We start from the raw sequence: 18,254 nt of genomic DNA on the forward strand, positions 1-18,254 counted from the left end.
TGCCAGGGCAGGCAATAAAAATAAGCGATGAAGGGATTAAATTTCGTTAATTTTGAAGGCGTCAACAACAAAAAGCATGTCGAATGACATGCTTTGAATTAGGTAACTAAGAGTGGATTCTAAAGGTTAAAGCTCCTCTTCCCAGCGAATCTTGCCCCCACGGATCCCATCGACTTTTTCACTGAAACGCTTCTCTAACACATGGCGTTTTATCTTCAGTGTAGGAGTTAATACGTCATTATCGACGTCCCACGGTTCATCAACGACAATGATCGCATCTATGGTCTCATGTGACTCCAGATTAGGGTTGATGCTGTCCAGCGTCGCCTTCAAGGAGGTGCGTACCTCCTCTCTTGGTTGCAATGATGCACCCTCGGAGAGTTGCACCAGTGCTATAGGATGGGGCAGACCCGAACCTATGACACAGAGGAGTTCTATATGGGGGTCTTGGGCAAGCTTGCGCTCAATAGGTACCGGAGCGACATACTTTCCTTTGGACGTTTTAAAGTTATCCTTTACCCGACCGGTAATGGTGACACAGCCGTCGTTGTCGATTTCACAAAGATCACCGGTATGGAAGTAGCCATCGGGATCGAAACAGGCTGCGGTCATCTCAGGTTGTTTATAGTAACCCGTCATCAAGCCCGGGCTCTTAACCAGCAGCTCTCCGGACTCAGTTTGTTTAATGGAGCATCCCTCAATTGCGCGACCGACTGTGCCTATTTTAGCGGGATCGAATGGGTAGTTGATGATCGAGTAGGCACTGTTCTCTGTCATGCCCCATGCTTCACTGATGTTGAGTCCTATCTTGTGATACCAGGCGATCAGAGACGGTGGAATAGGCGCCGAGCCCGAACCCAACAGGTGGCAGTGCTCCAGGCCTAAACCCTCATGGATCTTCTTCTTAACGATATTATTGAGGATCGGAACCTTAAGCAGGAAATTAAGCTTCTTATAGCCGATCTTCTCGATAATGTTTTGCTGGAACAGGCTCCAGAGCCTTGGGACAGAGAAGAAGACTGTCGGTCTTGCGCGTTGAACATCGGCGACAAAGCTGTCGAGGCTCTCAACAAATGCGACGCTGCTGCCAGAATAAAATGAGGAGCCTTCCATCGCAACGCGTTCGGTAATATGTGCCAGAGGCAGATAGGAGATCAGCCTGTCTTCAATGCCCGTTTTTAGATCCCGGACCACAGCCTTACAGGTCCAGCCATAACTGGCGAAGTTCAGTATCGCACCCTTGGGCTTACCCGTAGACCCCGAGGTGTAGATCAGGGTCATCGTCTGCTCCGGTGTCGCGAAGGGGGCATCGATTAGAGGTTGGCCCAGTTCGAGCAGGCTGTCCCACCGATATTGAGCCGGCATAGTATCGTAGGGCATTGCCATTCTTAGGATATCACCACCTACGCCAGCTTCCTGATCGGCCCAATAATCCAGCTTGCCGATAAAGATGGCTTTCGCTTCACTGTGTTCCAGCACATAACGTATGGTGTCAGCGTTGGCCGTGGGATAGATGGGAACGTTAATGTAACCCCCATGCATCAGGGCGAGATCGGTAATAAACCATTCGGCGCAGTTTTTCGATAATACCGCGACCTTATCACCGGGCTTTAACCCTAAGTGTCTCAGTGCGCCGGCTATCTGTTGCATCTTCTGCTGAACTTCTACCCAGCTAAAATCTTTATATTGGCCATTGATGGGTTGTCTCAGGTAGGTGTTGTTACCGAGCTTGTCGACCCAATGGGCTAGCATCTCTACAGGGGTTTTAATTGTCGATTCCATCAGCGATTCCATAATTATTATTGTTCTATCGATTGGTATTAGTGCCAAACAGCTATGGTTTTTTATTTGTGTTCGATATCTGTTCGACTACGTCTTTGAGTATGGCGAAAAATGTGATCTATGACAAATTCTTTGAAGAATAAATAGTTGGAAGGTGAAAGCTAAAAGGATTAATTGAGGGAAAAGGGATTTCTAGGATAGTGAGTAGTGCTTCTCGGGTCGAGCTGATATGTCTGGCCGACCCGTTAACAGAAGCTTATTTGACAGCTTTTTGTGGTGATCGCATCCTTTCCCACCAGTCTGCATCGGCGACTATCTGTCCCTGCTCATCCACTTTAGGATAGGGGATGCTTTTACGTCGGCAGGCTTTAGCATAAATCGGATGACCCTGTTCGAACAGTTTTACCTGGCAGTAGTCTTCATCGAGTTTGCGTTGGCCGTACATTCCCGCTTCCTGTCTCTGACGCTGTGCTTCATACATGATGAGAGCCGATGCTACAGACACATTCAGGGATTGGACCATGCCTATCATAGGGATGATGATATGTTGATCGGCCGCTGCGATCCCCTCCGGGCTCACGCCATCTCGCTCATTACCTAAGATAACGACCGTGGGGCGAGTATAGTCAATCTCGCGAAAATCTATCGCATTTTCTGAGAAATTAGTCGCCAGAATTTGCATTCCCTGAGCTCGAAACTGTGTTTTAGCCTCATCAATATGATCATGCGTGATGGTCTTGACCCACTGCTGGCTGCCCGAGGCTGTATTGCCAGAGACTCTCATATCAAGATCCGGCCAGATGGCGTGAATTTGATGGATCCCCACGGCGTCGGCGGTACGTATGACGGCGGCAACATTATTGCTCTTATGGACTTTATCGAGGCAGAGGGTGAGATCTGGCTGGCGGTTGTCTAGCATCTCATTGATGCGTGCAAAGCGTTCTGGACTCATGGCTAACTTCTAATTTACAGGTTTAAATAACAAAAGGGCGCCGCAGCGCCCAGATATTGATATGAAATGGCGGAAGATTAAATCTCCATGACTCCATCCATCTCAACTAAAGAATCTTTTGGTAATTGCTTAACTCCGATCGCGGCGCGAGCGGGGTAAGGCTGAGAGAAGTAACGTTCCATGATCTCATTGACGGTAGCGAAGTTACTCAAGTCAGTCATAAAGATGTTGAGTTTAACGATATCGCTGAGTGAACCACCCGCCGCCTCACAAACTGCGGTAAGGTTTTCAAATACCTGGACAACTTGCGCTTCAAACTCATCGCTGACCATCTGCATATTTTCCGGATTCAGTGGGATCTGACCCGAAAGATAGACGGTGCTACCTACTCTTACTGCTTGAGAATAGGTACCGATCGCTTGTGGAGCTTTATCTGTGGCGATGATGATTTTTTCTGCCATAACACTCTCTCTGTTTTGTTAACTAACTATCGATTAGGAATTTAACGCTTACAAAACTAAATGACGATGAAACTCAGCGATTACGGGATGTACGCAGTACTTCAGGTAGTACCCTGATGCGTCGCATCACGTTGGCCAAGTGAATTCGGTCTCTGACCGAAACGCGCAGATTGATGAGGAAGACTCTACCATCACGCTCTTCGGTACTGAGATTGTGAATATTGGCGCCTTCGGCGGCAACAATCGAGGTGATTTTAGCCAAGGCTCCCTGATGATTCACTATTTCAACTCGCAAGTTCGCCTGATACTCGACGCCCTCTGCGCTGTCCCATTGGACTGGAATATATTTATCCGGTTCACCTTGATAGCCACGAATATTGGCACAACTTTCCATGTGTACTACCAGGCCTTTACCCGGGCTTACGTGGGCGATGACGGCATCGCCGGGGATCGGGCGACAGCAGTTGGCAAAAGTCACCAGCATGCCTTCGGCGCCGCGGATTGGCATCATGTTGGAGTCTTTATCTTCGTGCTGCTCTATCTGATCGCCACGAAGTCGCTGAGCGATAACAATGCTCATGGCATTGCCTAAGCCAATATCGGCCAGTAGCTCATCTAAGGTGTTATGTTTGGTGTCGTTGACGACGCTGTCGATCTGTTCGGCCGAAATAGTGTCTAGCTTAGTTTCGCCCAACGCATGATTTAACAGGCGCTTACCCAGTGCTACCGCGTCGACCTCTTTGAGGTTCCTCAATATCTGGCGGATCTTAGCGCGAGCCTTACCCGTAACAACAAAGTTCAACCATGCGGCATTGGGTCTGGCACCCTTGGCCGTAATAATTTCAACGGTTTGCCCCGAGATCAATGGCTGGCTAAGTGGATAGGCCTGACGATTAACACGGGCACCGACACAGGTATTACCCACATCGGTATGAACTTCATAGGCAAAATCGACGGGCGTTGCCCCGACGGGAAGTTCGAGAATGCGCCCTTCGGGAGTAAAGACATAGATCTCTTCAGGGAAGAGCTCGGTCTTAAAGTTTTCGACGAATTCGAACGAGGTACTGGCGCTTTGCTGCAATTCCAGCAGGCTCTGCATCCACTTACGGGCACGGACTTGTGTCGTGGTTCCCTGTTCTGCGGAACTGCCTTTCTTGTAGACCCAGTGTGCCGCAACCCCTTTATCAGCCATCTGGTCCATATCTTCGGTACGGATCTGTATCTCAACGGGCACAGCGTGAGGACCAAACAGTGAGGTATGCAAGGATTGGTAACCGTTGGCTTTAGGGATAGCGATATAATCTTTGAAACGTCCCGGACGAGGCTTATATAGCCCATGCATAGCGCCCATGACGCGGTAACAGGTATCGATGGAATCGACAATTACGCGGAAGGCATAGATATCCATCACTTCCTGAAATTGAAGTTCCTTGCTACGCATCTTGTTATAGATGGAGTAGAGGTTTTTTTCACGGCCCTTAACGGTGCCTTGCAGTCCGGTGTCTTCGAGGCGAGTGTGCACTGCGGCTTCGATGCTTTGGATCAGCTCTTTACGGTTGCCTCTGGCGGCTTTAACCACCTCTTTAAGCACGCGGTAACGCATTGGGTAATAGGCTTGAAAGCCTAAGTCTTCCAACTCTATCTTGATATTGTGAATACCGAGACGATTAGCGATGGGCGCATAAATTTCGAGGGTTTCTCTGGCAATACGGCGACGTTTATCGGGTCTGAGTGCTCCGAGTGTGCGCATATTGTGAGTGCGATCGGCTAATTTAATCAGGATAACTCGAATATCTTGAGTCATTGCCATCATCATCTTGCGGAAGTTTTCGGCCTGAGCCTCTTTCTTATCGCGGAATTTTAGCTTATCGAGCTTGGAGACGCCTTCAACCAGTTCGGCGATGGATTCACTGAAAATCTCAGCGAGTTCCTCTTTGGTAACCGGGGTGTCTTCAATGGTGTCGTGCAGGAGGGCAGCCATAAGCGTCTCATGATCGAGACGCATATCGGCCAGGATGCGGGCTACCGCAACCGGGTGTGTGATATAAGGTTCACCACTTGTGCGCATCTGGCCTTCATGGGCATCACGCGCCACCTGATAGGCCTGCTTGAGTAATTCTACCTGATCGGGTTCTAAATAACCCGATGCAGACTCCTTGAGACCTTCAAACAGATACAAGTGGCAATACTCCTTATATTACGTTGTTACGACCTTCGGCAATCGCAGCAACAGCAGCAATTTCAGCTGCTTCACGTTCACGGACCGTTTGGCGCTCATCGGCGTCCAAAGTATCGGCAGTGACTAAACCTAATTCGATTTCGCGAAGAGCGATAACCGTTGGTTTGTCGTTCTCTTCTTCAACCATAGGGTCTTTACCCTGCACGGCGATTTGGCGAGCACGACGCGCTGCAACCAGGATCATATCAAAACGGTTGCCGATTTGGTTTACGGCGTCTTCTACAGTTACGCGAGCCATGTGTGGAAACTCCAGTGTTAGGATGAAAAAATGACGCAAAATTGTACATGATGACAGCTAATCTGCCAACAGATCTTTAATCATATCATTTTGAGCATGAATTTGGCCAGCACCAGTTAAGCGTTGACTACGAATAACGGCGATTAAATCGGCGAGGGCGGTATCAAAATCATCGTTAATAATGATGAAGTCGTACTCAGCGTAATGTGATATCTCTGATGCAGCTTGTGCCATACGGCCTGCTATGATCTCATCGCTATCCTGACCTCGACCTGTCAAGCGGCATTCTAATTCGGTTCTGGAAGGCGGTAAAATAAATATACCAATGGCTTCAGGCATCAATTTTTTAACCTGCTGAGCCCCTTGCCAGTCGATATCGAGAAACACATCGATACCTTCATTAAGGGTTTGCTCGATCACTTTACGTGATGTGCCATAGTAGTTACCGAACACTTCGGCCCATTCGAAAAACGCGTTTTCTTTAATTAATGCTTTGAACTCTTCGACTGTAACAAAATGGTAGTGTTGGCCATTAACTTCACCGGGACGCGGCTGACGTGTGGTATGAGACACAGAAACTTGCTTGTCAGTCGGCTTATCTTTCAATAGTGCCGATATCAGTGAAGATTTACCTGCACCACTGGGTGCCGATACGATAAATAGATTTCCGCGTGCGGTCATTTGCTAAGTATCCAAAAGGTGAAAACGAAAGGTTGCCCCGCATTTACGGGTGATCCGGACATTATACAGCCTAGCAAGGGCGTGGCGCTAGTGTCAGTTTACTTCTATTTAGCTCAGCTGAGTTCTGCGTCGGCCACTGTTTATAAGGTGATGGAGCGAGTCTGATGTTGCTGCAAACGTAAAAAGGGACGTGCCCGGTGAATTTTTCAAGCTGGCACTGACTTTGAGAGAGAAATTGGTTAGTCTGTTAGCAGTTAAAGCTGATTATTTAGCTGGGGCCAAAGTGATATTTTGATATCGAGGCATTTTTTGGGCGTTTATTGTGCCGCTTAAGCTAGTTATTTCCCATTCGAAAGTTATTGTTAGGTATCAAAATTCATGCAGTATAGATCGCTCTTTTGTGTCCGGGGACGAGATAATGGTCCTAGATTTGCGCTTATCAGTGCGCTGGCTTACCTTATTTTATTATTGGGGTTCATCTTCATCGGAGCCAGTTCGGCACTGATTATCCTTACCCTGCTCTTGATGCCTGTTCTTGGACTTAGCGGCCTGCGTCGCATGCGCGATGCTGCCAGACCAAGTTGGTTGCTGGGTTTGAGCTTTATTCCTCTACTGCTTTTTGTTCTCTCTCTCGTCTATGGCGACAGCCTTAGCTTGTCTGCAAGTGTTGTTGTCTTTGCCACTCTTATAACGGGATTTCTGGCGATGCAGAGGTCGACGGGTAAAAACGGCCAATATCATCAAGGTTATTCGGGGCCAGCGGCCATGACCGCAGGCGGGAAGGGACGCATGAGGGTCGAACCTACCTTAGATGGCTCGCCAGAACCTGTTGGGGGATATATTGCTGATGCCGACATGCCTCAGCAAGCGGTAGAGTCCGTTCCTTATGGTGAAGCTGACAGAGGTTTCGATGGCGTCTCATTAGATCAATGGATCTCATGGGCTAAGCAAAACAGGAGGCTGCTTCAGGCCTTTGTTGGCGGATTATCATGCATGATACTCATCGCAGGATTTTGGTCGCTATTCTCCGGGACGACAGATGATGAATATGTCGAACAAGAGCCGGAGGTATCGGCGCCTCAGATCGCGGTGCAAAGGGATGAGGTGAAGCTGCCCGATGGATTCAGCCTGATCCTAGAACAGGACCTATTGGTGATGCGTTGGCTGGGTGAAACCGAAGACCCTGGGGTTATCTGGTCTCTGGCCACGGCTCAGGGAGATAAAACCTGTGCTCACCTGATTTTTAATAATGGGACACGTTACCGCCCCGTAGCGGTGGAGCAGATGCCCGATACAGGCATCGAAGCAAGATTTTCACCTCTCGATACCGAATCCATTATTAGTGACGTCGCACGCCGGGGCAGCGTGAAGCTCTGCGGCTATGACTTTAGCCTGAAAGGCAGCCAGTCTGCGTTGGCCAAGAGTGGTTCTTTTATTTCCTATTTATAGATATAGCTGGACTGGTGGGCCACGGGTGATTCTTTTATTTGCAGTATATAGATATAGCTGGGCTTGTCGGTCAAGAGTGGCTTTTTTATCTCCTGTATATTAGAGCTGGATATAAATTGGCTTTCTTTTTAGATTTTCCGGTTGTGCATGGTTCGCCAATTAGCGGCGACCTAATAATGGTGTAGAAATTTAGTGTATGACGCTTACAGCAATCATGAATGAAAATAGACCGCTGACGCTAGTCATTATGGCGGCGGGACTCGGTAGTCGATTCGGTGGTGATAAGCAGCTGGCCGCCTTGGGGCCCAGTGGCGAAACTATGTTGGAACTCTCTACTATATCGGCCTATCAGGCCGGTTTTGCTGAGGTTGTCCTAGTGATAAGGCCTGAACTCGAAGCACAGCTCGAGTCTCTGTTTTGTGAGCGAGTCAAACCTCAGGTTTCACCAGCATTCCAATACAGTTTTTGCTATCAGAAAATTGATGATCTCCCATCTGAAGCGTTAACTCTTTTCGATAACTTTGATCATAGGCTGAAACCTTGGGGCACGGCACATGCACTCTGGTGTACGCGCCACAAAGTTAAAGGCTTAATGGCGGTGATTAATGCCGACGATTATTATGGCGACACCGCTTTCGAACTGTTGGCTCAAGGTTTACGAGCCAGACCGCAAGAGTGGATGTTAGTGGCTTATCCACTGCATTTAACGGTGTCTGAACATGGCGGAGTGAACCGGGGTGTTTGTCGGGTCGTTCAAGGTGTGCTGCAAGGTATTGCCGAATGGACTCAGATCCGACAGGAGCCCCAAGGTTTAGTGGGTTTGTGTGACGGTGAGTCAGGTAATCTGATAGCTTCTACTCCAGTATCTATGACTTGTTGGGGATTTTCAGCCGATATTTTTGCGATTATAGAAGATGCACTGGATCAGTTTATTGCTGAGCATGGTCATGAGCAAAGCGCGGAATGTTACCTGCCTACCGTCATTCAGAACTATATGAGTGCAGAAGGTCATCTTTATGATTTTAAAGATAATAATAAACTTGACATTAAACCTATGATTAAACAAGAAACCAAGCTGATTCGGGTCGAAACGGCGCAAGAGCCTTGGTTTGGAGTGACCTACCCTCAGGATGTAGCGTGGGTACAAGATAAGCTCAATGAGCTTGTAAATACGAAGAATGGAGTGGTTGCGTGATCGATTTTATTAGGCAGTCTGTTCTGCCATTTTATGGTATTCCGTCTGCGGATACATCAGTGTCCCCTTTGGGGAATGGTCACATCAACGATACGTTTCTGGTGAGGTGGAGCCAGGGTGAGCTTGTCCTGCAGAAACTCAATACTCAAGTATTTAAAACACCCAATGAATTAGTCGACAATGCCGATAAAATTGCAAAATATCTGTCGGACAAACAAGCTCGGGGGGATTATTCCCTTAAAGTGGTCGAGCCGATTCGAACTCAAGATGGAAAGCTGGCCGTAGACTTAGGTGAGCAGGGATTCTGGAGAGCGATCAATTATCTTCCACACAGCCACAGTATCGAAGTGGTGAGTACTGAAGATGAAGCCTTTGCCGCCGCAAAAGCCTTTGGCCATTTTTCATCTGCCTTAAGCTCTCTCGATGCTACAGAGCTTGCCGATGTCATAGCGCAATTTCATCATCTACCGGGTCGTATCGAGCAGTTACAGGCGGCCGTTGCCAAAGACGCTCAAGCGAGAGTTAGCACCTGTAGGGAGTGGGTGGATTTCGCCCTTTCTCAGCAATCACTGTTGAAAGAGTTAAGAGATATCTCACCTAAGCTGCCTCTTCGAACCTGCCATAACGACACCAAGATCAATAACATGCTGTTCGATAAGCGTGATATGAGCAGCCTGGCAATCATCGACTTAGATACCTGCATGAAAGGGCATCTGATGTATGACTTTGGCGACATGGTGCGTACCTTCTGCTCGCCGGAAGAGGAGGACTCGACGGCTCTGGAAAATGTTCGTGTGCGTGAGTCTATCTTTGCCGCAATCTGTCGTGGCTACCTGAGTGAGCTGGGAGAAGTGCTGAGCCGTGCGGAGAGAGAAAGCTTGTGGCTGGGTGCTCGGGTTATCTGTCTGATGATCGGGGTGCGGTTCTTAACCGATCACCTCAATGGTGATGTCTACTTTCATATCCATCATGAGAATCACAACCTGGAGCGCGCCGCCAATCAGTTCACCCTGTATAAAAGCCTGCTGGCGCAAGAGAAGAGCCTGAAATCATATCTATAAGCTTTCTGGATAACTTAAATATTCGATAAGCTTCAAATTTGATGGGGGGAGAACTCCTTCTCCTCCTTTGACCCATGGTGAACGCTCCATAAACGGTGTTTTTGATGGAGAGCTTTGCCTGGAGTTCAACATTCCCCCTGTTAAACAAGCCTTCTTACAGTATTGCTGACTTTGAATCTGTCGTTGATTCGCTCGTTTTTACCAACCAGTATGTGACTCATTGATAACTCGCTTTAGACTCGATATGTTATTGATTAACAATGGGTGATGAGATGGACGCTCCCTAATACGGCGTCAATGCACCGAACTGATTTTTACATGATTTTCTTTACAGCAGTGCAGGAATCCCCGGAAGTTGCCCGACGAGTGCAAGTGAGCCTACACAAATAATAAAGGCGGTTAGTGGAATGATCAGCTTGTCCATCAATGATAACTTTTCACTGCGAGTTTTGTCGCCAATAAAACCCATATTATCAAGTAGCATAGTTAACGCCCAACCAAAAACAGGGTTAACAAAAGCGCATGAGAACAAACAAATCCCTGCAGCTTGTGAATCCTGAGTATCTCTAACCATCTGCATTCCGGCTTCAAGTAGCGGTAAGAAAACGCCAACGAGCAATGCGACTCTCAGCACTGGCTCCCACATGGCGAGATCCATTGGATAGCCAATTACAGCGGCCAGCACACACATGATGCCCGTAAGTACCGCACCGCCGGGAATCGGGCGTTTAGCTATCGCGGCTGGGATCATATAGGTTCCCCAGGATGAGGCTAAATTACCGCCACCGAGGATAGAGCCGACAATCTGGCGAATTGAGCACACAGTCATGGTGTCATCCACATTCATCAACACGCCTTCGGCTTTTTTAGGGTAATTCAACTCTTGGAAGACCCTGTGGCCTAGAAAGTCAGGTGACCACATAGCGACGGCCAAAATAGCAAAGGGAATAACGGCGATATAATGGCTTATGCTGGGCCAACCTAATTGCCAACCTGTCGATTCACCCCACCAATAACTTGGACTGAAATGGGGCAGGCCGGGTTCGGTTACAAACTCAAAAGGTGTTCCCATTGCGAAGGCAACAAGACCGGCGATAAGTGAACAAAGGGGAATGGCCAGCCAGCGTTTATGGATTTTAGCGAGATAGGCATAGATAACAATGGTTGCCAGTATCACGCCAAAAGACACGGCTCCCTGACCGATACTACCAGACCAGAGCTCGAGTTTAGCGATTTGACCGATTAAACCTACAGCCCCAAGATAAATAAGCAAGCCCCCTCGAACGCCTTCCCCCGTTAGTTTGACTAGCTTTGAGCCTCCCTTACTGAAGCTCAGCAATAAGCCGAAAAGCCCTACCATGATGCCCAGTGCTAACGGGTGGCCCCCTGCTGCTGCAATGAGCGGAATCAGCGGGATCATAGGGCCATGGGTGCCCGCAAGGTTGGTGTTTGGGTTGAGCAAAGCTGAAAATAGAATGACAAATAACACACCAGCAATCAGAAGCTCATAACGAACATTCTCAGCAACAAATTCAGGTGTTAGCCCAAACTGCACCGCAAAGGCTGCGGCCATGGCGGTCACCATGACGACTTTACCTATAGTGGCTGCCAGCGCCGGTACTAAATCTTCTGGTTCAATACCAAAATCTCTAAAAGGCAGATGAAGTCGCCAGCGCCTGAACCTCATTATGATCAATTCATTGTTGAGATATGCTTCGCGGGTTTCAAAGTCACTAGCGGGTTTGTGGGCTTGTTGATAGCTTAACTCGCTATTTACAGACCCCTCTTCTGGCCTATTCTCTGACATAGACAGCTCACCTTGTTGTTTAGGCTTCGATTAAATAAGTGTAGTCAAAAAGCAAGGAGATAAGCATCTAACCGGGCAAGGGGAAATATGCAAGGCTTCTCTCCAGCTGGAGAAGCGACTTACTATGCGCATCGACAAATTTTGGCTACAAAAAGATTTATTGATCACATTTCAGCCATTCTCTAAAGAGATGACCGTAAGGCGACAGTGGATTCAACGACAAGAAGTCGAGGCTTTTAAGGCCAATAATAACCTAGCTAAAGTGAATATTGTTGCATTGGAGCTCAACGATATGCCTCCGAGCCTGGTTGCGTCGGCATTGGATGTTGAAGTTGTAGCCCACAATCATCGTTCAGATATCTTTCAACCGGGCGTGCTTACCGAAATGGATGCTTTTATCTCCGCTCGTGAAACGCTTGGTGTGAGCTTCTCATATTGGGGACCTGTATCTGCAGGTGCAGATGTTGGCCAATAACATGGCCACCATAATTCTTGATGGGTCTGTAAGCTTTTACTAAGCTTAAAATATTACAGCATTTAGAGTCGAGGTGGTTATGGCGAGGCTTGGAAGTACATCGGTCAGCATCGAGCTTTTTGTTTAACGAGAAGTCCTTTTCATCATTGTGTTTCAAGGTGTATACATCGCACCTACCTGACGGAAGTCGGTAAATATACTGGTCAGTCTTATAGGTAATCCCCTCCATTAGTCAATGATGAGCCAAACACCCCCCAACTCAGTTCCATTTATTGCTTAAAGTCCACCATAAAAAACGTCCCGAGACCTTAAGGTCACGGGACGACGGAAAAATACCTTCACTTAATGAGATTGGGAGCTAAAGCCGGTTATTCCAAAAAATGTAATGAGACTGTGATGTAATACCAATCGGTATAAGTTCTGTTAACGCTTCATGTCCGGGTATTCAAATTCATGACATTGATTACAGTAGACCGTACTCTCCTTGTGCTCCTGATGACAGTAAGTACAAGGCAGGTCGGTGCCGTAATGCAGGCTGTCATGAGGATTAGGCTCTACATCGTGACCCGCATCCTTCGGGCGCGCCGTCTGCATGGCCATATCATCGCTGCTGCCGTGACAAGACTCACACTGACTCGCCGCAGGAATGGTTTTACGTTTTGCATCGCCATGACACGCGGCACATTCAACCTTGCCATTATCGCCTGTCATGATCTCTTTATGATAATCCTTCATCTGCACCGCAGAAGCTGCCGGGGCCACTAACAAGCAGGCTAACAATAAAGTATTAAGGGTTTTAAACATCTTGAAATCCTATTGCGGGGCAGCAAGCCGCCCCGCCTAACCGTTTAGTATTGAGCGATAAAGTCGTAAGACGCCTTGATATCCGGCGTAAATGGACGGTCTAACTCAACGAATGGCACCTGCTTGCGATAGTTTTTGTACATAGCCTTAGTCGCTTTACCCATACCCAGTTCTGGATTGGTAAGCTTGCGCAGATCGATGGCTTGAGTTGAATGCAGCAATTCGAGGCCATAGATGTAGTTGGTGTTGTCGACGATCTGGATAAGGTTATCCGAAGCCAGTTTCAGGTTAGTGAAGGTATCTTCGATATTACCCGCAACCGGGATGCCGTCGAATGAAACCGGGCTGGCTAAATGCTTGTTACGCACCTGCATATCGACAAAGTTCTTCTGGATAGCGCCAAAAGCGTGACCATGGTTACCAGGCGCGCCCAAGAAGCGAGATAGCTTAGTAAAATGGCTATCTGACAGATGAACGGTGCGCATCACACTGTTGTGAGACACATGGGTCAATGCAATACTGAGCCCTTGAACAGCCAGAGCTACCGGCAGTGGTTCGAAGTTAGTGGTCGGGAATACCCCACCTTTACCTTCGATCAGATACTTAGCGACTTGTGGGTACTGAGTGTAATCCTTCGATGCATTCAGAATAACGCCAGGGTTATCATCTGAGTGGTTGATCTGTACATCGATAACTTCGCCCAGATCGGCAAGCGCCTTCTTGGCACCCGCGAAGGTATAAGCGGTGGTGCGATAGCTGAGTGGATCCTGCAGTGAACGTTGATCGTTCAGCTGCCACAGGTAGCTGCCATCCAGCTGGTTAAGAATTTCGCTCGTCGCTTCCTTGATGTAAGGGAAAGGACGAATATCGTTAGTCTGAGGCAGGAATGGCGATACGTTGCCGTTCAGACCTTCCAGGCTAAGGCTGAATACCGTTGGCGAAACAGCCATCAGGTGTGACGCATCCCGGTAACCCTTCATGGCGTAGGCAACCGCGACAGAGTTGTTAGAGAGGATAGACAGCGCATCTTTACCGATAGGCTTAAGTGGCTTAACGCCGGCATCCTTCATCGCCTTAACACTGCTGACACGCTTGCCTTTATAGAACACGTCCCATTCACCGATCATGGCCAGACCCACATGGGATGCCATCAAAATATCGGCTTCACCTACCGTGCCCTTAGATGGGATAACCGGGGTGATACCCTTGTTCAGGTACTCTTGGTATAGCTCGGCAACGTATGGTTGAACACCGGTTTGACCGGATAGAATGGTGTTTAGACGTACAGCCAGTGCGACACGGGTCAGACGAACCGGTACGGGTTCTCCCATCGCGGCGCTATGGGCACGCAGTGTGCTGTAGTTGAAGCTTTTAGAGGCCTTCATCACGGCCTTGCTTAGCTTGCCATCGGCGGTAAATAGCTTCTGGTCTTTGTTCAGTCCGACACCGACAGTTAGTCCATAGACCGGCTTACCTAAACGCGCCGCATCCATCAATAGCTCATGAGCCTTAACCAGGTTTTTAGCTGCCTTATCGCCAATCTTGACCTTAGCGCCGTCGGCAATTGCCCATGCCTGTGCTTGTGTCATATGCTGGCCATCTAAAACCACACTATCCATTGCCAGTGCACTTCCTGACATCAGGCTTAACGCCAGAGAGGCCATAACAACTTGCTTACTATTCATCATCTTAACCCTTTTTATATTTGACTTAATTATACTTGTTTCAACATAATACTTTTTGATGAGGCACACATTTGGCCAGCGTTGCGGCCTGTAACGACACCCTCTGCGACGGCGCAGGCACCGAGACGACTCGCGCCGTGAATGCCCCCGGTTGCTTCACCCGCCGCGTACAGGCCTGCAATTGGCTTGTAGCTCACCAGATGTAACACCTCTGAGCGGGTATTTACCTTGACGCCACCCATGCAGTAATGAACCTTTGGCCACATACGGACCGCGTACCAGGGACCTTGCTCCAGCTTCATCGCCTTCTGCATGGGGCGGCCAAACTCGCTGTCCTCGCCGGTATCGACAGCCTTGTTCCAGCTCTCTACCTGTGCCTTGAGGGCATCGGCGGGGATGGCATAAATTTCGGCCAGCTCTTCGAGCGTGTCCGCCTTCTTGATGACGTTATATTTAAGTCCCCAATCCAGAGTCTGGGCCTTGCTGGCGCCTTCGGCATTGGTGAAGCCGATGGGGTAGACAGGTTGTCCCTGAGCGTCACGACGGGTCATGATGGCATCGGCGCGGGCCTTACGGTCAGCCAGTTCATTGAAGAAACGTTTACCGGTGCGCGCATCGACCACTATGCCTCTGGGATAAGTGGCAATGGTGTTAAATTGTGATGCGGTGCCAAACCCTTTCTCATCGGGAGAGGCCCATGGCCCCAGCTGGATCTGATCCAGGTGGATGGGGTTAGCACCGATTAGCATCATCTGCTTCAGCGCATCGGCATTGGCTCCCGGGTGGTTGGTGGAGTCCAGCTCTTTGGTGAGTTTCGGTTGTTGCATCTTGCGATACTCGATGTCTCGACCGAAGCCACCCGTGGCCATGATGACCCCTTTACGGGCACCATAACGGCGAGTCACACCGGAGCGCTCTTTAGGGAAGAAGTAGTTGGCCTTAACTTCGATACCCGTTACGCGTCCCTGATCATCTTTAATAAATGATTCCAGTTTGGTTTGAGTGCGCATATCGATGCCGCGCTTCTTGGCTGCCTTGACCAGAGGACGAATGATCCCGGCGCCTGAGCTTTCGACAGTTTGAAGTATGCGAGGCAGAGAGTGCCCGCCAAAATGCTGTACAAATGGCTTCCACTTCACGCCATAATCCGTCAGCCATTGGCATGACTCGGCGGTGCCATGACACACCAGTTTGAGCATCTCAACATCATTCATACCGCGGCCCGCTTCAAGCATATCGGCCACCATAGTGTCGACCGAGTCTTCTATGCCATTTTGTTGCTGTAACGGCGAGCCGGCAACGGCCATGGCACCACCATTGATGGTGGAGTTACCACCGAAGACGGGCATCTTATCGACCACCATGACGCTGGCTCCGGCTTCACGGGCTTGTAGTGCCGCAGACATGCCGGCAAAACCGCTACCTACCACTATGATGTCGACAACCTCATCGAACTTGATCTCTTCAGCCGGTACACATGCGGCACTGACAGGTTTAGCCAGAGAGGCTCCCAGACCGGTAACGGCGAGTGCTGCTCCTCCGGTAATTAGCTGGCGCCTGCGATGGCTTATTTGTTGTTTGTCACTCATTCTCGTGTGTTCCTTAATCTTTCCGGGAATATCGATCTGTTTATCTTCTTTATTACACAGGTAACTGCAGTGACTATGCCAACTGGTCTAAATTGGCGAGAATGGCGAAGGTTTATGATCTGTAACACCAAATCACGAAATATGATGAATTGGGATCACGAAGTTTCGTGTTGAACTTGAAATGTCGGCCAATAAGCTCTGTTAGATAACGCTATATGACTAAGGTGTTATTTTTGCTTTATAGTGCCGGAAATAAAACGCTTGTATCTTTATCTGCTAAATGAGGTATGAAGAGGTTTGAATAGCATTAACCTGTGATTGTTGAAGTTGTATTGATAGCTGTAAATAAAAAAGACTCTATATATCATAGAGCCTTTTTATAGTGCCATTATAATGATGGCGGCAGGGATTTAAATCTTTAATTAATTGGTGGTGCTTTTATATGTTTAACCGGTATTTAACTGGTTATTATTAGAAATAATATCCGAAGTTAATATTAATACGTTTGTCCAGGGCATCCCCCATTTCCGGCAGGCCAACATGGTCATTATTTTTCGTTGAGAATGTCATGTTTTTACCCATGATAAAATCGATCATGGTGTAAGTCGGGCCAGCTGAAACTGCACAGCCTGTAACATTTTGAATGCTGTCATCATAACTTGAATCCGCGACATCAGGCGTCATTAAGCCGAAGTCGTTATAACACTTCACACTACCCCATGATGTTGGCATAGTCTTGGCGAGGTTAAGGCTGTAAACCTGACCCTTTGAGGCAATTTCATATTGCCAGTTAACGACCGATACACCGATCTTGTTGTCGTCTGCGGCATCGGCGGCATCATACTCATACTGCATCGCCTGTAGTTGCAACTTCCAACCGTTATAGAGTGTCTCCATGTGTGCAGCAACGGCATACCTGTCGCCATTGTTACCGGTTTTGTTGTTGTAGATCTGGCCCGCTTCGACCGAAGCACCTAGGGTAGTTGAGCCGCCTTCATGCTCCATGGTGTAAGTTTGACGAAGGTTTAACTGGTTAGTCTCTTCGTTGTTGTACTCGGTACCATTGTCGATACCGTCATAGGTGGTGTCTATGGTGCCGGTGAAGAGATCCGTAGCGTAACGCTTGATTTCAGACGGGCCATATTCAGCACCCTTGTAGAAGGCCAGATCTGTGTGCCAGCCATTCTTTTCATAAACAGCCTTGATACCGATATCATGGTCATCTTCGAAGCCCAGGTAGTAGGGTAGGCCAAACCACCAGCTATTAGAGATGAAGCCAGGGTTACCGAAGGGAACCTTGTTAATACCAAACTGGAGCTGCCAGTCAGGGTCTATATCATAGTAGCCGTAACCATATTTGATAAAGTTGGTGCTTTTAGTGAAACGATATTCGGCGGCCAGGCCGAAATCTCCCTTCTTTCCCTTCATTACTAAGGTCGCAGTGTCGAAAACCAGGTCTCCGCCTTTGTCTTTTGAGCTGTCATCGTATAATTTCAGGCCATAGTTGACCCGAACCGAGCCACCAATATTAATCCCATCTTCCTGAGCCTGAGCACAACCGATTGAACCGGCCATTGCCACAGCTGTCGCTACAGCGGACAGCATAAGTTGAGTGGATTTTTTCATCATCATTTTCCTGTTACTACTGTTTATTATTGAATTGTTCTTTACATTTGTTATCGGCTAAATAAATTATCGATATAAATAGATAAAGGCTTGTTCTTAATAAAGCAGTAAGCATGCCAAGCTATAAATGAAGTGTGAAATGGTCGGTTAATTAGATATGAATCAACAAAACACGAAATATCAACAAACGATAACACTAAATGCCGTGAA

15 protein-coding genes are annotated in these 18,254 nt (G+C 48.2%); 4 read left to right on the top strand and 11 right to left on the bottom strand.

What is annotated here, in order from left to right:
* Positions 1-126 precede the first annotated feature (126 nt).
* The 6 genes from EKG38_RS21165 to gmk form a co-directional block, all read right to left on the bottom strand.
* Positions 127-1,782, bottom strand: a complete 1,656-nt coding sequence (locus EKG38_RS21165) for an AMP-binding protein (RefSeq protein WP_126522908.1) — start codon at positions 1,780-1,782, stop codon at positions 127-129.
* Positions 1,783-2,038: 256 nt separating this feature from the next.
* Positions 2,039-2,734, bottom strand: a complete 696-nt coding sequence (trmH, locus tag EKG38_RS21170) for a tRNA (guanosine(18)-2'-O)-methyltransferase TrmH (protein ID WP_126522910.1) — start codon at positions 2,732-2,734, stop codon at positions 2,039-2,041.
* A 77-nt stretch (positions 2,735-2,811) separates the two neighbouring features.
* Entirely contained in the window at positions 2,812-3,195 is a 384-nt protein-coding gene (locus EKG38_RS21175; protein WP_126507287.1) for a RidA family protein, read from the bottom strand.
* Between the two features lie 73 nt (positions 3,196-3,268).
* On the bottom strand, positions 3,269-5,374 hold the full coding sequence (gene spoT / locus EKG38_RS21180) for a bifunctional GTP diphosphokinase/guanosine-3',5'-bis pyrophosphate 3'-pyrophosphohydrolase (protein ID WP_126522912.1): 2,106 nt from the start codon (positions 5,372-5,374) through the stop codon (positions 3,269-3,271).
* Between the two features lie 13 nt (positions 5,375-5,387).
* Positions 5,388-5,672 carry a DNA-directed RNA polymerase subunit omega gene (gene rpoZ / locus EKG38_RS21185; protein ID WP_012004474.1) on the bottom strand — a complete coding sequence of 95 codons (285 nt, stop codon included), beginning with the start codon at positions 5,670-5,672 and terminating at the stop codon, positions 5,388-5,390.
* 57 nt (positions 5,673-5,729) lie between these two features.
* Positions 5,730-6,353, bottom strand: a complete 624-nt coding sequence (gene gmk / locus EKG38_RS21190; protein ID WP_126522914.1) for a guanylate kinase — start codon at positions 6,351-6,353, stop codon at positions 5,730-5,732.
* Between the two features lie 378 nt (positions 6,354-6,731).
* Between gmk and EKG38_RS21195 the strand changes: the two genes are divergently transcribed.
* From EKG38_RS21195 to EKG38_RS21205, 3 genes are all read left to right on the top strand, one after another.
* A complete protein-coding gene (locus EKG38_RS21195; protein ID WP_126522916.1) occupies positions 6,732-7,802 on the top strand; it encodes a DUF805 domain-containing protein in 1,071 nt (356 codons plus the stop codon).
* Between the two features lie 196 nt (positions 7,803-7,998).
* Positions 7,999-8,997, top strand: coding sequence for an NTP transferase domain-containing protein (locus tag EKG38_RS21200; protein ID WP_126522918.1), 999 nt, complete (start codon positions 7,999-8,001; stop codon positions 8,995-8,997).
* Positions 8,994-10,058: a phosphotransferase enzyme family protein gene (locus EKG38_RS21205; RefSeq protein WP_126522919.1), complete on the top strand. Its 1,065-nt coding sequence runs from the start codon at positions 8,994-8,996 to the stop codon at positions 10,056-10,058. The genes EKG38_RS21200 and EKG38_RS21205 overlap by 4 nt, the downstream gene beginning before the upstream one ends.
* A 328-nt stretch (positions 10,059-10,386) precedes the next feature.
* Here EKG38_RS21205 and EKG38_RS21210 read toward each other — a convergent pair whose 3' ends face one another.
* Complete coding sequence (locus EKG38_RS21210; RefSeq protein WP_126522921.1) at positions 10,387-11,865, bottom strand: DUF3360 family protein; 1,479 nt, start codon at positions 11,863-11,865, stop codon at positions 10,387-10,389.
* 124 nt (positions 11,866-11,989) lie between these two features.
* Here EKG38_RS21210 and EKG38_RS21215 point away from each other — a divergent pair, with 124 nt between their 5' ends.
* Positions 11,990-12,340 carry a hypothetical protein gene (locus EKG38_RS21215; RefSeq protein WP_126522923.1) on the top strand — a complete coding sequence of 117 codons (351 nt, stop codon included), beginning with the start codon at positions 11,990-11,992 and terminating at the stop codon, positions 12,338-12,340.
* A gap of 423 nt (positions 12,341-12,763) precedes the next feature.
* Here the strand turns inward: EKG38_RS21215 and EKG38_RS21220 are convergent, their stop codons facing one another.
* From EKG38_RS21220 to EKG38_RS21235, 4 genes are all read right to left on the bottom strand, one after another.
* Positions 12,764-13,144: a cytochrome c3 family protein gene (locus EKG38_RS21220; protein ID WP_126507281.1), complete on the bottom strand. Its 381-nt coding sequence runs from the start codon at positions 13,142-13,144 to the stop codon at positions 12,764-12,766.
* A gap of 44 nt (positions 13,145-13,188) precedes the next feature.
* The gene (locus tag EKG38_RS21225; protein ID WP_439332674.1) at positions 13,189-14,832 is read right to left on the bottom strand and encodes an HAL/PAL/TAL family ammonia-lyase; all 1,644 of its coding nucleotides are present in this window, start codon (positions 14,830-14,832) and stop codon (positions 13,189-13,191) included.
* A gap of 26 nt (positions 14,833-14,858) precedes the next feature.
* The gene (locus EKG38_RS21230) at positions 14,859-16,418 is read right to left on the bottom strand and encodes a flavocytochrome c (RefSeq protein WP_126522925.1); all 1,560 of its coding nucleotides are present in this window, start codon (positions 16,416-16,418) and stop codon (positions 14,859-14,861) included.
* 471 nt (positions 16,419-16,889) lie between these two features.
* Positions 16,890-18,047: a hypothetical protein gene (locus EKG38_RS21235; protein ID WP_126522927.1), complete on the bottom strand. Its 1,158-nt coding sequence runs from the start codon at positions 18,045-18,047 to the stop codon at positions 16,890-16,892.
* Positions 18,048-18,254: the final 207 nt, after the last annotated feature.

Source organism: Shewanella canadensis (genome assembly GCF_003966225.1).
Taxonomy (GTDB): domain Bacteria; phylum Pseudomonadota; class Gammaproteobacteria; order Enterobacterales; family Shewanellaceae; genus Shewanella; species Shewanella canadensis.

Bases quoted from the DNA above. Each gene is read 5' to 3' on its own strand.
- EKG38_RS21220 (WP_126507281.1), bottom strand. From the start codon at position 13,144: ATGTTTAAAACCCTTAATACTTTATTGTTAGCCTGCTTGTTAGTGGCC.
- EKG38_RS21215 (WP_126522923.1), top strand. From the start codon at position 11,990: ATGCGCATCGACAAATTTTGGCTACAAAAAGATTTATTGATCACATTT.
- gmk (WP_126522914.1), bottom strand. From the start codon at position 6,353: ATGACCGCACGCGGAAATCTATTTATCGTATCGGCACCCAGTGGTGCA.
- EKG38_RS21175 (WP_126507287.1), bottom strand. From the start codon at position 3,195: ATGGCAGAAAAAATCATCATCGCCACAGATAAAGCTCCACAAGCGATC.
- EKG38_RS21210 (WP_126522921.1), bottom strand. From the start codon at position 11,865: ATGTCAGAGAATAGGCCAGAAGAGGGGTCTGTAAATAGCGAGTTAAGC.
- EKG38_RS21195 (WP_126522916.1), top strand. From the start codon at position 6,732: ATGCAGTATAGATCGCTCTTTTGTGTCCGGGGACGAGATAATGGTCCT.
- EKG38_RS21225 (WP_439332674.1), bottom strand. From the start codon at position 14,832: ATGATGAATAGTAAGCAAGTTGTTATGGCCTCTCTGGCGTTAAGCCTG.
- trmH (WP_126522910.1), bottom strand. From the start codon at position 2,734: ATGAGTCCAGAACGCTTTGCACGCATCAATGAGATGCTAGACAACCGC.
- EKG38_RS21230 (WP_126522925.1), bottom strand. From the start codon at position 16,418: ATGAGTGACAAACAACAAATAAGCCATCGCAGGCGCCAGCTAATTACC.
- EKG38_RS21235 (WP_126522927.1), bottom strand. From the start codon at position 18,047: ATGATGAAAAAATCCACTCAACTTATGCTGTCCGCTGTAGCGACAGCT.
- EKG38_RS21200 (WP_126522918.1), top strand. From the start codon at position 7,999: ATGACGCTTACAGCAATCATGAATGAAAATAGACCGCTGACGCTAGTC.
- rpoZ (WP_012004474.1), bottom strand. From the start codon at position 5,672: ATGGCTCGCGTAACTGTAGAAGACGCCGTAAACCAAATCGGCAACCGT.
- EKG38_RS21165 (WP_126522908.1), bottom strand. From the start codon at position 1,782: ATGGAATCGACAATTAAAACCCCTGTAGAGATGCTAGCCCATTGGGTC.